General features: G+C 67.7%; 10 protein-coding genes and 2 pseudogenes. 6 read left to right on the top strand and 6 right to left on the bottom strand.

Translation table 11 applies throughout. The annotated features are described in order from the left end of the window. From CCR87_RS03035 to CCR87_RS03015, 5 genes are all read right to left on the bottom strand, one after another. A partial coding sequence (locus CCR87_RS03035) for a transposase (RefSeq protein WP_201156027.1) occupies positions 1-405 on the bottom strand: 405 nt, incomplete at its 3' end. A gap of 145 nt (positions 406-550) precedes the next feature. Then, positions 551-1,288, bottom strand: coding sequence for an SDR family oxidoreductase (locus CCR87_RS03030; RefSeq protein ID WP_201156025.1), 738 nt, complete (start codon positions 1,286-1,288; stop codon positions 551-553). After that, positions 1,285-2,613: an FAD-binding oxidoreductase gene (locus CCR87_RS03025; protein WP_201156023.1), complete on the bottom strand. Its 1,329-nt coding sequence runs from the start codon at positions 2,611-2,613 to the stop codon at positions 1,285-1,287. The genes CCR87_RS03030 and CCR87_RS03025 overlap by 4 nt, the downstream gene beginning before the upstream one ends. Beyond that, complete coding sequence (locus CCR87_RS03020; RefSeq protein WP_201156022.1) at positions 2,610-3,038, bottom strand: GtrA family protein; 429 nt, start codon at positions 3,036-3,038, stop codon at positions 2,610-2,612. Before CCR87_RS03020 ends, CCR87_RS03025 begins: the two co-directional genes overlap by 4 nt. Further along, complete coding sequence (locus CCR87_RS03015) at positions 3,035-4,486, bottom strand: UbiA family prenyltransferase (protein WP_201156020.1); 1,452 nt, start codon at positions 4,484-4,486, stop codon at positions 3,035-3,037. The genes CCR87_RS03020 and CCR87_RS03015 overlap by 4 nt, the downstream gene beginning before the upstream one ends. A 455-nt stretch (positions 4,487-4,941) precedes the next feature. On the opposite strand from CCR87_RS03015, the gene CCR87_RS03010 reads away from it, so the two are divergent. The 6 genes and pseudogenes from CCR87_RS03010 to CCR87_RS02985 all read left to right on the top strand — a co-directional run bounded on the left by CCR87_RS03010 (position 4,942) and on the right by CCR87_RS02985 (position 11,995). Continuing rightward, positions 4,942-5,301: a hypothetical protein gene (locus tag CCR87_RS03010; RefSeq protein ID WP_201156019.1), complete on the top strand. Its 360-nt coding sequence runs from the start codon at positions 4,942-4,944 to the stop codon at positions 5,299-5,301. Positions 5,302-5,641: 340 nt separating this feature from the next. Beyond that, positions 5,642-6,989 (top strand): annotated as a pseudogene (locus CCR87_RS03005) (IS256 family transposase). Positions 6,990-7,530: 541 nt separating this feature from the next. Next, complete coding sequence (locus CCR87_RS03000) at positions 7,531-9,078, top strand: hypothetical protein (protein ID WP_242511823.1); 1,548 nt, start codon at positions 7,531-7,533, stop codon at positions 9,076-9,078. Further along, positions 9,075-9,795: pseudogene (locus CCR87_RS17065) on the top strand (transposase); the annotation flags it as partial. The gene CCR87_RS03000 and the pseudogene CCR87_RS17065, both read left to right, overlap by 4 nt. A 335-nt stretch (positions 9,796-10,130) precedes the next feature. Then, positions 10,131-11,231, top strand: a complete 1,101-nt coding sequence (locus CCR87_RS02990) for a tyrosine-type recombinase/integrase (protein ID WP_201156015.1) — start codon at positions 10,131-10,133, stop codon at positions 11,229-11,231. Continuing rightward, positions 11,228-11,995 carry a hypothetical protein gene (locus CCR87_RS02985; protein WP_201156013.1) on the top strand — a complete coding sequence of 256 codons (768 nt, stop codon included), beginning with the start codon at positions 11,228-11,230 and terminating at the stop codon, positions 11,993-11,995. Before CCR87_RS02990 ends, CCR87_RS02985 begins: the two co-directional genes overlap by 4 nt. Here the strand turns inward: CCR87_RS02985 and CCR87_RS02980 are convergent. Further along, the coding region (locus CCR87_RS02980; protein WP_207186528.1) for a hypothetical protein at positions 11,985-13,548 on the bottom strand (1,564 nt) is incomplete at its 5' end. The two genes, CCR87_RS02985 and CCR87_RS02980, sit on opposite strands and share 11 nt — an antisense overlap.

The following is a 13,548-nucleotide window of genomic DNA, read 5'->3' as shown; positions in this document are numbered from 1 at the left end:
CAGCTTCGACACCGTGCTCTTCGAGATGCCGCTCAGCCCCATCGCCTGCACCAGCTCGTCCACCCGCCGGGTCGAGACCCCGCTGATCCAGGCCTCCTGGATCACCGCCACCAGCGCCTGCTCCGAGCTCTTCCGTGCCTCCAGGAAGCCCGGGAAGTAGCTGCCCTGCCTGAGCTTCGGCACCCGCAGGTTCAGCGTGCCCAAGCGGGTATCGAGAGCGCGGTCCCGATACCCGTTGCGCCACGTCGTGCGTTCGCCGCTGCGCTCATGCCGGCCAGCGCCGATCAGGCCTTCGACATCGGCCTCCATGATCAGCTGCAACACCGCTTCGGCGATGGAGCGCAGAAGGTCGCCCTGATCATGCTTGGCCAGAAGCTCGGACAGGTCCATGTTGCTCTTGGTCATCGGGGTCTCCGTAGGGTCCGTGGTTGAAGCGTCGAAACTCCACCTCGACCATACACCTCGATGGCCACCCGGGATCACACCGCCGGCGGCAATGAAATTACACCAGCTCCTCGGACGCTAACCTGAACCGGCAGGTACCCGAGGGTCAGATGCGCATGGTCTTGAATACGCGTTCGGGGATAGCACGGATCACCAGCATCACGAACCGCCATATTCGCCGGACATGGATCACGTCGCGGCGCCGCTCGACGGCGCTGCGGATCGCCGTCGCAACCTCCTCGGGCCGGGCGGTCAGGCGGGCGGGGAGGTCCATGCCTTCGGTCATGTGGGTGGCAACGAAGCCGGGCAACACCGTGACCACGTGGACGCCCTTTTTCGCCAGTCGATTGCGCAGTCCCGACAGGAAGGCCGTGAAGCCCGCTTTTGCCGAGCCGTAGATATAGTTGACGGCCCGCCCGCGTTCGCCTGCGACGGAACTGATGCCCACCAAGGTGCCCGATCCGCGGGCCTCGAAGGCATTGCCAAGGACCGCCAGAATGCTCGCCGGGCCTTCGAAGTTGCTCCGCATCACCAGGACGGCGGCGGCGGGATCGCCCTCGCTGGCGGTCTGATCGCCCATGAAGCCGACCGCGCAGACCACCAGGTCGGGCAGCACCGGCAGGCCCGCGACGAAGGCCGTGTGCCCCTCAATGGCCAGGGCGTCGAAATCGTGGAGGCTGACGGCGATGCCGTGCCGCAATTCGAGGTCGGCGCGGTCGTCGGCCAGCCGTCCGGCTTCGCGGGCAGCGAGTTGCAGATCCCATCCGGCGGCTGCGAACTCGCGGGCGACGGCCAGCGCGATGTCGGAGCGGGCACCGAGGATCAGGGCGGTCTTGCGGGTCATAGGTCGAGCCTTTCAGACTGTGCCGAAGCGAATGCCGGGCGCATGCCCATCCGGGCACGGCCAGCGCGGAAAATGGCCGTGCGTGGATCGCTTTGCTCCAGCGTACGGGCAGACATGCGCGCGTCCTTGGCGAGGTAGAAGCGCCCGTCGTGCTCGAGCGTGATGGCGTCGAGCCGGTCCATCAGCCGTTCGGTGCCAGCGCGAACAGGAAAGTCCAGCGCCAGCGTATAGCCCGGCATCGGGAAGGAAAACTGCCCCGGCCCGTCCGCAGTTCCGAAGCGCTTCAGAACAGCCAGAAACGATCCGGCGCCGGCCTGCGAGGTGGTCCGCAGCAGTGCGCGCAGCCCGGCCTCGGCTGTGTCGGGCGGCAACGCGCACTGGAACTGGACGAAACCGCGCCGGCCATAGATCCGGTTCCAGCCCAGGATGCCGTCCAGAGGGTAGAAATATCCGTCCCACCCCACCAGCCGCGTGCCCGCACCGCGCGTGCCCTTCCAGTAGTAAAGCGCATTGAAGGCCCGCACCGTGAGCCCGTTGAGCAGGGCCGCGGGCGCATCCACCGGGACCGACAGCCTGCGCCGGGGGCCCATCGCGAATGGGTTCGCGGCCTGTGGGCCCGACAGCTCCTGCCGCGTGGCATGTTCGCCCAGCATTACCAGAGAGCGCCCAAGTTGCGCCCCCGTTCCGAGACAGTCGATCCACGCCACCGAATAGGTGGCCTCGTCGGATGCCTCCAGCGCCGCCATCGCAGCCTCGAGCGAGGGAGCAGATTTGGTGGTCTGCCGGATCCATCCCGTCTCCACCGGGCGCAGGCGGATCGCCGCGCGCAGGATGATCCCGGTCAGGCCCATGCCGCCCAGCGTCCAACCGAACAGCTCGGCGTTCTCGTCGCGCGAGCAGCGGTGCAGGCGTCCGGTGGCGTCCATCAGATCGATCCAGTCCACGCAGGAGGCGAAACTGCCGTCGCGGTGATGGTTCTTGCCGTGGACATCGGCGGCGATCATGCCGCCCAGCGTGACGAACTTGGTCCCCGGGGTGACCGCGGGGAACCAGCCGCGCGGCAGGAAGGCCGCGATCACGTCCGCAAGCAGCACGCCGGCTTCGGCCACCAGTTGCCCGGTGGTGGGGTCGAATGCCAGCATGTGGTGGAAGTGGCGCATGTGCACCGTGTTGTCGGGGCTGACGGCGCTGTCGCCATAGGAGCGTCCGTTGCCACGGGCGATGGCAGCGCCAGCGCGTACATGCTCGCCCAGTGCATCCAGGTCTCGCGGCGCGCCGAGCCGTGCCTCCAGCACGGGATAGCGACCCCAGCCAGACAGCTTCATGCGGCCTCCGAGCGCGTCAGCACTGCGTCGGTGAACACATAGCGGCGGTCCAGCGCGTATTTCACCGTGTAGCCGATGGAGAGGCCGATCACCGCGCCCATCTCACGCATGATGTCCGTGCGCCAGATCAGCCAGAAGGCCGTCTCCGTGCCCCAGAAGATGATGGTGGTGACCACACCCATGACCGAATAGAGCGCGAATTTCTGGCTGTGCGCCCGCAAGCCGCTGGACATGTCCATGAAGATCCAGCGCTTGTCGAGCGCGTACTTGATGACCAACCCAACAAGCGTGCCGCAGAACACCGCAAGCGCAAAGCCCGTGGCCGAGTCGTCCTGATCCAGCACCACCCGCTGTGTGGCCAGATTGGCAATTGTCGCGATCACCGCAAACAGGGTGTATCGCAGGATCAGCGTGCGCAGGCTCACAGCAGGGTCCCTCCCACACCGAACGCCATGATGAGACCCAGGCAGATCAGACTCACGCGGTCGCGGACGGCGAACACGATGGGATCGTCGTGCATCAGCCCTCGGTGGGTGACCATGGCCATGCGGCTGACCCAGTACAAGAGCACCAGGCAGATGCCCCACAGCGCCTCGGGCCGTGCATAGAGTGCGCGCACCTCGGGCGAGTAGATGTAGAGCGCCATCACCAGAACCGACATGTAGCCCGAGGCGATGGCCATCGTCGAGACCAGCGGCAGATCCGCCACCTGATAACCGCGCCCATGCGCCTTTGCAGTGCCCGATGCCGCCGCATCCACAAGCTCGGCCTGACGTTTCACCGCAGCCAGAGAGAAGAAAAAGAAGATCGAGAACGCCAGAAGCCAGACTGACAGCTCGATCCCCGTGGCCGCCGCCCCAGCGGCGATCCGCAGCGTGTAAAGCCCGGCGAGCAGGCTGATATCGATGATCAGCTTTCGTTTGAGCGACAAGGAATAGGCCAGCGTGGCGACGTAATACACGACCATGACCAGCACGAATTCCGCCCCCAGCGGCAGCGCAAGCCCAAGCCCCGCCAGCAGCAGAACCGGCGCCAGCAAGGTGCCATGACCAAGCGGAAGCGCCCCCGAGGCGAGCGGCCGCAGCCGTTTGCGCGGATGCGCGCGGTCGGCTGACAGATCCAGAAGATCGTTGAGCAGGTAAACACTGGAGGCCACCAGGCTGAACACCGCAAAGGCCAGCAAAGACTGCGCCACCGTGGCCCCGGTCAACTGGTGCGCGGCCAGCATGGGCACTAACACCAATGCGTTCTTCAGCCATTGATGCGGTCGCAGCGCGCGGGCCCAGGCCGAAGCCGCCACCGGTGCGGCGGCAAGATGCGTCACCGTATCCGCCGCCGCATCCTGCCGGACGGCGAGGCGCGCCTCCACCTTGCGGCGCAGCTGCGCGCGCGGAGTGACAGTGATGGCGCGGCGCGCAGCCTCCCACACCGGCAGATCGGCCTCGGCATCGCCGATGTAGTCGAACCCGCCCTCTCCGAAACGGTCGCGCAGGAACGCCGCCTTGCGGGCCCCCTTGAGGTTCGTTGTCCCATCCGAGCCATGCACCTCATCGAAGATGTCGAGATGGGCTGCAATCTGGTCGGCCAGCCGCTGACTGGAGGCGGTGACAAGCGCCGTACGCCCCCCGGCCGCCCGCCAGTTGCGCACATGGTCCAGCACTTCCGCGTCATAGGGCAGGCCGCGGCTGTCCACGGGACCGTCGCAGGCCAGCCTGTCCTTGAGTGCCGCCCGCCCGCCCCGAAGCAGGGCCATCCCAGCCCGAAATGGCGCACGCGGGTCGCGGGCCGTGGCGGACCAGAAGCTTTCCAGCAACATGTCCGAGCGCAACAGCGTCCCGTCGAGGTCGACCACAAGCACTGGGCCGTTGATCATTCCATCTCCATCGCGTCAGCCGCCTGTCCGCGCGGCCCAATGCCCCGGACGCCCATCGCCCATCGCCCATCACACTTCAGAATTCCAGCAAAAAACAATGATGAGTCGTGCCCTTGCCAAAGTTGCCACAGCGTTGTGCACACTACACGACACACGGGATTTTTGACTGGCCGAGGCGGGGGAAAGGGCTTCGACTGGGGGACTCGCCCTCAGCAAAGGAACGGCCCGTTGAACCCCCGGGGTCTCGCCGGCCTTCAGAGAACGCTCTCCCCCCATGTACCGCTTGGCGCATCCCGGGTGGAGACGCTGTGCATGGTATTGTCCGGCATGATCAGCGCCCGGACGGTGATTCCCAGCCACATTGCCACCGAGCGCAATGGTCGCGCTCTGATTGCGTCGACATACCGTCGGTTACAGCGCTTCTTCCAGCATGTCGTGCGCCCGAGGATTGGGCCGTGGGGCTTGTGATCACCCTGATCGGACATCCGCCGGCCTGGTATCTCTGCCTCGACCGCACCAACTGGAAGATCGGCAAGGCCGAGGTCAACGTCCTGGTGCTCGCCGTGGTCACCGAGAAGATCCGCGTACCCTTGATGTGGACGCTGCTGCCCCACTCCGGCAACAGGACCACCGCGCAGCGGATCGCGTTGATGCAGCGCTATCTGGCTCGCCTCGACGCATCGAGCGTGCGCATGCTGCTCTGCGACCGGGCGTTCATCGGTAAGGAATGGTTCGCCTTTCTCCTGGAGAAGGACATCCCATTCTGCATCCGGCTGAGGGAGGAGCAGATCATCCGAACAGGGGGCGCGAGCTGAACCTGGGCTCGTGGCTGTCACGCTGCCGGGGTGTGCGCGGCTTCACCGCCGTTCTGCCGAGAAAGGCCGGGGCACCCGACATCGAACTCCATTTCGGCGCACGCCGCATCAAAGGCGGCGAGATTCTGATGGTCGCCTCGTCCGTGCCCCTCAGCGGCGAGCGCATCCTCCGATACTACCGCAAGCGCTGGTTCATCGAATGCCTGTTCGCCGACAGCAAGACGCGGGGGCTGAACCTCGAGGACGAGCCATGGCCGAAAATGGGTGATGGGGCCTGGGAAGGCGGCGTATCGTGGCGGGTGTCAAAGCCTGCGAGAACCTCCCGAAGGAGCGATACGCCATCAAGGACGATACCACGATCACCCCGCTTCACCAGCCCGGATCGGTCCTCGACCCGCTGACCGAGATCGCCCGCGAGGGCGCGCGCCAGATGCTGGTCGCGGCGCTCGGGGCGGAAGCGGCGAGCTTCGTCGCCAGCTTCACCGACGCGCGTCTGGCCGATGGCCGCCAGCGCGTCGTCCACCACGGCACCGGCCCCGAGCGGAGCATCCAGACCGGGATCGGCGCCATGCCGGTGCAGCGGCACAAGGTGCGCGACCGCGCCACCGACGTGCCGGCCCAGAAGAAGATACGCTTCACCTCGACCATCCTGCCGCGGTGGGTGCGGCGGTCACGCAGCCTGGATGCGCTGTTGCCGGTGCTCTACCTGCGCGGCGTCTCGACCGGGGATTTCCAGGACGAGGCCCCGAGCGCCACCGGTTCGAGCGAGGGGCCGAACTGGCGGCGCTGCTGGGGGCGCACGCGCCGAACCTGTCGCCGGGCGTGCTCTCGCGCCTCACGGCGGGTTGGCAGCAGGACTACGACCGCTGGCAGCGCCGCGACCTATCCGCCTGCAGCTAGGTCGTTCGCCCGCTCTCTCGAACCGGTGGCGTTCGCGGGCTCACCTGGGACCGACGGGGTCTACCTGCAGGCCCGGATGGGGCCGACGGCCGAGGGCATGCCGGTCGTGATCGGGGCCACGCCGGAGGGCCGCAAGGAACTGCTCGGCCTCCAGGTCGGCGTGCGCGAGAGCGCCCGAGACGCTGGCGCGAGCTGCTGATCGACCTCAAGGCCCGCAGGCTCGGGGTGCCACCGAGGCTGGCGGTGGGGGACGGCGCGCTGGGGTTCTGGAGGGCGCTGGGAGAGGTCTTCCCCTGCACCCGTCACCAGCGCTGTTGGTTTCACAAGATGTCGAACGTCCTCAAGCACTTCCCCAAGTCCATGCAGCCCACAGTCACCGCCGACCTGCGCGAGACCGCGCACGCCGGCACCCGCGCCGCGGCACTGGCGGCCATCGAGACCTTAAGGGAGAAATACGGCGCCAAATACGCCCGCGGCGTAGCCTGCCTGACCAAGGACACCGAGGCCCTGCTGGCCTGTCTCACGACTTCCCGGCCGAACACTGAGACCATCTGCGCACGTCGAACCCAATCGAGAGCGTGTTCGCCACCGTCCGCCATCGGACCGTGCGCACCAAGGGCGCGCTGCCGCAGAAGACCGCGAAGCTCATGGTCTTCACCCTGGTAAGGGCGGCGTCGAAGACATGGCGCAAGCTGAACGGCACGAACCGGTTGCCCAGCGTCATCGAAGGCATCACGTTCACCGACGGCGTCGCCCACCGCGACCCCACCGAAAGCCGCGCCGCCTGACCGACCCGCGTCACCCAGATACAACCACTGCTCGCTCGAGGACACCCGCCTGACACTCGCTCGGAAGTTGTCCCTGCTGATCGCCATCACGGCGGGCGCGATCGCGTTGCTCTGCCGCGCCCCTAACAAGCTCCTCGCCTCGAAATACCCCGCCCGGAAAAAGCACGGATACTGCGCCAAGTCATGGTTCCGCACTGGCCCCGACGAGGTCCGCCGCCGCCTCCGATCAAACGGCGGCACCCCAATAATCGAGGGCAAAATGGTCATCCCAAGACGCCTGCGGCTTGGAGTCGTTTAGTGTGAGTGTTGTGCGAGCGGATCGGCCAGGGGCGGCTGCCGCCTGCGTGATGGTGTGCGGGCTTCCGCAGATTGCCCAATCCATCGCGTGCAAAGATGGACAGATCGTCCTGATGCCCACTCGTACGGCACGCCATCGTGACCGGACTGAGTTGTGCCGCTGGTCGCTTGTGTGATGCGTCGGGGACGCATAGACACTCACCAATGCCCGCTGGGCAGACGATGTACATCAATGGAGGGTGGCATGTCCCGCCTCGACGAAAGGCTGCTCCTGCGTGCAATCTTCTTGGCGCTGCTGGTCGCACTGGCGCTGCGGATGGCGCCTGTCGTTCTTGGCATGCCGGCGCTCGCACAGGGGTATGTGACCGAAGACGGCTACCTGATGCTCACCGTGGCGCGCAACCTCGCCATAGGGTTGGGCCTGTCGGTATCGGATGGGACGATCGCCACCAACGGTGTCCAACCCCTTGCCACGCTGATCTATGCCGTGCCCTATGCGCTGACCAGTGGTGACAAGGTCACAAGCCTTCAACTCCTGCACGCGCTCTGGGCCGCCATCGCGGTCGCGGGCGGCTTTGCGGTCCGGGCCTTTGCCGGGCGCATTCTGGGCCCGATGGGGTTGGGACCGGTCTGGGCGTGGCTGGCGGCGGCGCTGTGGTTCTGCGGACCGCTGCTGGCGCGTCACAGCATGAACGGTCTCGAGACGGGTCTTTACACGCTGCTGATCCTGCTGGCCTGCCTGCAGTTCATGCGCGTGGTGGAGCGTGGCACCGAGGTGAGCACCGGCAACCTTGTCCTGATGGCCGCGCTTCTGGGGCTGGTGTTCCTTGGCCGGAACGACGGTATCTTTCTGGTCTTTTCGTTTTTCGTGGTGTGGCTTGTGCACGCGGTGACGACTCTGGGCCTTGGCATGGGGGACCTGCTGCGCCGCCTCGCCTTGCCTGCGGTGGTGTGCGCGTCAGTGGTGGCGCCCTGGCTGATCCACAACCAACTCCTGTTCGGCTCCGTCGTCCCCATCAGTGGCCCGGCCCAGTCCATGACCGCCGCATTCGGCAACAACGCCACGCTCGTGCCTGCGGTACTGTTCGAGCAGATGTTTCCCATGCTGCCGATTCCGGGAAGATTCGAGCAGATGCCGGCCGTGATGGCCGTGGCCGGTTCCGCCGTGCTTGGCGTGCTCGCACTCTTCGTATGGCGCAGCTGGCGCGTGGGCGGGGCGGTGCGTCTGGTGGTTATGGGGTACCTGTTCCACGCCATCGCGGTCTCGACCTACTATGGCCTCTTTTTCGGAGCGGCACATTTCATGTCGCGCTATACCGCGCCTCTGGCACCGCTTCTGATCGTGGCGCTGGTGGTGGCGGGCTGGGAGACGGCTCGCCTTATGGCCCGGCAGCGGGCGGTCGCGGTCCTCAGCGTGCTGGGTATTGCGTCGCTGGTGCTGTCGCTGGGGTTGTTGAGCCGCTCCCCGTGGTCAGGGCAAGGCCATTTCCAGGTGGTCCGATGGGTGGATGAAAACGTGCCCGCCGACACCTGGGTTGGCGCGGTCCAGACCGGCACGCTTGGCTACTGGCATGACCGGACCATCAACCTCGACGGCAAGGTCAACCCCCTGGCGCTGGATGCCCGCCGCCAAATCGGCCATGTGCTGCATTACGTCACCGCCTCCGAGATCACCTACCTCGCCGACTGGGTCGGCATAGCCGGCTGGGTCGATCGCGAGGGCTTCGGTGCCTACTTCGAGGTCGTCGAGGAGGACCCGAACGCCAATCTGGGTGTCCTGCGCCGCCGCTGATCCCACCCGCCCACGTCAAGCCTTTCATGAGGCGACAGAAGATTTACGCAGCCGATGCAGAGGCAATCTGTGGGGCGGCCCAGCATCCGACGACGCGCTTCTTGCCCACGATGGTCTTCCCGATGCGCAAGTCGCTGACCAGGCAGCGCACATAGGCGCTCAACGCGGTCCGAGGCCATGTGGGCGAGTTCGGGCGGATCGTGCGGCAGGGTGCCTCACGGTGCCGCCAACGCTGCGCGACTGGTCGTCACGGACGAGGACTCAGACAGCGGCTTGCCGGCCGATGCAATTGCCACGTTGAAGGTGCTGGTCGGGACCCTAACCCGTCATGAGACAGGGATCGACAAGCGCCACGCCGAGATCGCTCGGCGCGCCAAGGAGAACAAGGATGCCCGGCGATTGATGGCAGTGCCCGGCATCGGCCGCCTGATTGCCACGGCCATCGCTGTCGTGGCCCCGCCACCCTGGGCCTTCCGAAAGGTGCGCGACTTCGCTGCGTCGTGGTGCCGGAATGCCTGCGGCGTGACGCTCGACCTGACACGACGGAAACATTCAACTGGGGGCAAGCAGCGTCTTTGGGCCTCAATGACTCTTGACGAACGATCCCTTCGCCTGCTGCCAAGCATCGGCGCGAACGGCGTCTTCAAAAAACGCCACATCCATGCCGCGGCGCGGCCGGGAACGTGGCCCTTTACGATGTGCTTATCAACGCCTCCCGCATCTCGCCGATCCCCTTTCCTGCAGCGCTGCCGTTCTTGGTAAGGCTGTGGAGAGCCTGGCGTTTCTGCGTCCCCGCAAGTGCACTGCCTGACCCGCAACTGGTCGCCATCTGTCGCTCGGGTGCGCTGGACGCACCCGAGGCTTGAAAACTGCGGTCACAGGTTGGCCGTATCCCCTTCCGTGCATGTTGAATGGGGCGCAGCATCGTTGTGATAGCTGCCGGTATGCGGCGCTTTCACCCCCTGCGCTCCACCCCAACCGCCGCGCCTTGCCGCTTTCCCTGATGTCCGGTAATGTTGACTTATCGGACATCATGATTTCCGGAGCATGCGATGCCCCCAACGCCGCCAGATCCCCTTGCAGGCCCCCTGCCCCACCGGACGGAAGCCGATGACAGCCCCGGCGATCCGGAGGCGGGCGGCCAGCGGGGCGGGCTGCCGGATCATGTGGCGGGGTCCGGCACCCTCGACCGGTTAGTGGAGACGGCGCGCGGCTATGCCCGGGCGGCGGTGTCCGAGGCGACGCGGGCCGCCTATGCCGCCGACTGGGCGGCCTTTGCGCGCTGGTGCCGGGCGCGGGGCGTGGATCCGCTGCCGCCCTCGGCCGAGGTGGTGGGGCTCTATATCACCGACCTTGCGGCGCCGCGCGACCGCACGCCGCCCCTGTCGGTCGCCTCGATCGAGCGGCGGCTGGCAGGGCTGGGCTGGAGCTATGGGCAGCGCGGGCAGCGGCTGGACCGCAGCGACCGGCACATCGCGTCGGTGCTGGCGGGCATCCGCCGCCGCCACGCCCGCCCCCCGGTGCAGAAGGCCGCCCTGATGCCCGACGACATCCGCGCCATGCTGACCACCCTGCCCCACGATCTGCGCGGCCTGCGCGACCGCGCCATCCTGCTGGTGGGCTTTGCCGGTGGCCTGCGCCGGTCCGAGATCACCGGCCTCGACCATGGCCGCGACGACACCCCCGACAGCCGCGGCTGGGTGGAGATGCTGGAGGGCGGCGCGCTGCTGACCCTGCGCGGCAAGACCGGCTGGCGCGAGGTCGAGATCGCCCCCGGCTCTGCCCCGCAGACCTGTCCGGTGGCGGCCCTGTCGCAGTGGCTGCACTTTGCCCGCATCGACTTCGGCCCGATCTTTACCGCCGTCAGCCGCGACGGCCGCCGGGCCACGGACCGGCGGTTGAACGACCGCCATGTCGCGCGGCTGGTGCAGCGCTGTGCCGATGCCGCCGGCCTGCGCCCCGAACTGTCGGAGGCGCAGCGCGCAGCGCTCTTCGGCGGGCATTCGCTGCGCGCGGGGCTGGCGACCTCGGCCGAGGTCGCCGAGGCCCATGTCCAGCGCCAGCTCGGCCATGCCTCGGCCGAGATGACGCGCCGCTACCAGCGCCGCCGCGACCGCTTCCGCGTCAACCTGACCCGGGCGGCGGGGCTGTGATCGCGGTTCTGGAGCGGCACACGCGGTCCAGGACCGCCGACGGCACCGGCAACGCCGACCGGCTGCTGGTGGCCGACGGCATCTGTGCGGTGATCGACGGCGCAACGCCCAAGCCCGGACAGGATCCCGCCGCCGCCGCCCGGCTGGCCGCGTGCATCGCCGAGGCGCTGCGGTCGGCCCACGCCGCCCCGGATGCGGGCGCGCTGGTGGCCGCCGTCACGGGCCGGGTGCGCGCACAGGGCCCGTGGGACGCGTCGGCGGCGATGGTGGTCTGTGTCGATGCGCTGCGGCAGGTGATCCGGGTGGGCGACGGGCATCTGGCGATCGACGGGGTGGCGCATGTCGGCACCAAGCCCGTCGACCGCCTGCTGGCCGAGGTGCGCAGCCTGTACCTGCGTCTGTGCCCTGCCCCGGATACGGATCATGACCCGGGCCGCGCGGTGATCGAACCGCTGCTGATCGCCCAGGCCGGGTTGCACAACCGCACCGACCTGCCGCCCTATGGCTATGGCTGCATCGACGGCAGCGACGTCCCCGCCCGGTTCATCGAGGTCTGGGACATCCCCCCCGGCGCCGAGGTGGTGCTGTGCTCGGACGGCTATCCCCATCCCGCCGCGACGCTGGCCGAGGCCGAGGCCCAGCTTGCCCGCGCCCTGGCGGCGGACCCGCAGTGCGTGGGCGTGCTGAAGGGCACCAAGGGGCTGCGCCCGGGTCAGGTGTCGTTTGACGATCGCAGCTATCTGCGGATGCGGATCAGCGATTGAGGGCCGCGTTGAAGTGGTCCTGCATCGGCTTGAGGCGCAGCAGCTCGCGCATCAGCAGAAGCTGGTCCGAGGGATCGCACCGGAACGTCGCCGTGCCACGGATCTGCGTCTCCAGATAGTGGCCCATCGCCTCGGCGTCGGCGATCGCGACGTGCTCCAGCTTGTCGACCAGCCGGGTTTCGGCCACCGAATGGCGCAGGCCCGGGTAATGGTGCTGGCGCCCCTCCAGCGTGGCGATGTCCGCCTCCATCCGGCAGAAGCCGACAAAGATCGGCAGCCCCCCGCGCCGCAGATCGCGGTACACCCCCGCCAGCCGGATGTGCCCGGCATGGCGCGCCAGCAGCGCGCGGTCGCAGCGGCGGGTGCTGTCCTGCGGGATGACGCCGGTTTCCTCCAGCAGCTCGCGGGCCATGCCGTGGCGGATCACCCCGCCAAGGTCGTCGCCCGCGCCCGACCGCTCCAGATCCTCCAGATCGATCGATCCGGCCCCCGACAGCACCACCCGACCCGCGTTGATCCGCGCGCCCTGCCCCTGGAAACACAGCACCGGAATGCCGTCGGCCGAGACCGCCAGCACCACCGACCCGATGTGGTTCGACAGCCGCCGACACTTGTCCAGCGGCTGCAACCGGTGCTGCCGCGATCCGGACGCCACCGCCACCGACGGATACAGCGCCACGATGGGACGCGCGGTCTCCAGCGACCCGTCCGGGAACGCGAGGCACTGCGCCGACAGGTCATTGGTCAGGCAGGTCGCGAAATAGCTGCTCTGGCCCAGCTCGCAGACCAGACCGTCGCCCTCGGGCTTCAGGTCCCGCAACGCGATCTTGGGGCTGTCGAAGAACGCGGTGCGGTTCCGGATCGCCTCGCGGCGCATGATCTGCAACGCCTCGCGCTGGATCTTCTCGGCCTTTTCCTGGCTCAGGCGCATGATGTCGTTGCGGGTGGCGTGGAACGGCGTGCCGTCGGCGGCCATGCGGATGGTGATCCGCTGGGTCTTCATCAGCGCCTTTGCCACCGACAGATCCACCGCCGCGCGGTTGATGGGACGCTGGGGGCGGCCGACGGTGATGATCGGATGGTCGTCCGAGTCGCTGACCAGATCGGTGATGGTGACATGGTCCGGCTGGCTGCCGTCGGGCGGCGGCTCCATGAAGAAGCGCCGTGACAGGGTGGCGCGCTGGCTCTGTCCGTCCTCGTGCTTGCGGGGCCTGTGCAGGTTGAGGACCCGCCACAGCGCCAGCCCGACCGAGCTTGCCAGCGACCCCCAGCCCAGCACCTGTGCCGCCACATGCTGCGTCCCCGCCGAGGGCAGCAGATAGCCGTCCACCGCGAACATCGCCACGCTGAACCCCGCGCCGCCCAGCATCAGCGGCAGCTCGTGGCGCCGCCACACCCGCATGATGAAGCCGACGACACCCAGATGCGTCCCCAGGGCTTGGATCGGGCCGAATTCGGAATACCGCGCCAGCCGGGACAGGCGCGACAGCTCGAATCGCAGGTTTTCGGACAGGGTGGGGGCGTCGGGGTCGCGCATGGGGCATCGTATCCTG

The organism is Rhodobaculum claviforme (genome assembly GCF_016653255.1).
Lineage (GTDB): Bacteria > Pseudomonadota > Alphaproteobacteria > Rhodobacterales > Rhodobacteraceae > Rhodobaculum > Rhodobaculum claviforme.
Note: the sequence above shows the minus strand (reverse complement) of the source record. Positions and strands in the feature narration are given on the sequence as shown.

Coding starts and splice junctions, on each gene's coding strand:
- CCR87_RS03030 (WP_201156025.1), bottom strand. CDS start 1,288: ATGACCCGCAAGACCGCCCTGATCCTCGGTGCCCGCTCCGACATCGCG.
- CCR87_RS03025 (WP_201156023.1), bottom strand. CDS start 2,613: ATGAAGCTGTCTGGCTGGGGTCGCTATCCCGTGCTGGAGGCACGGCTC.
- CCR87_RS03015 (WP_201156020.1), bottom strand. CDS start 4,486: ATGATCAACGGCCCAGTGCTTGTGGTCGACCTCGACGGGACGCTGTTG.
- CCR87_RS03000 (WP_242511823.1), top strand. CDS start 7,531: ATGTCCCGCCTCGACGAAAGGCTGCTCCTGCGTGCAATCTTCTTGGCG.
- CCR87_RS02990 (WP_201156015.1), top strand. CDS start 10,131: ATGCCCCCAACGCCGCCAGATCCCCTTGCAGGCCCCCTGCCCCACCGG.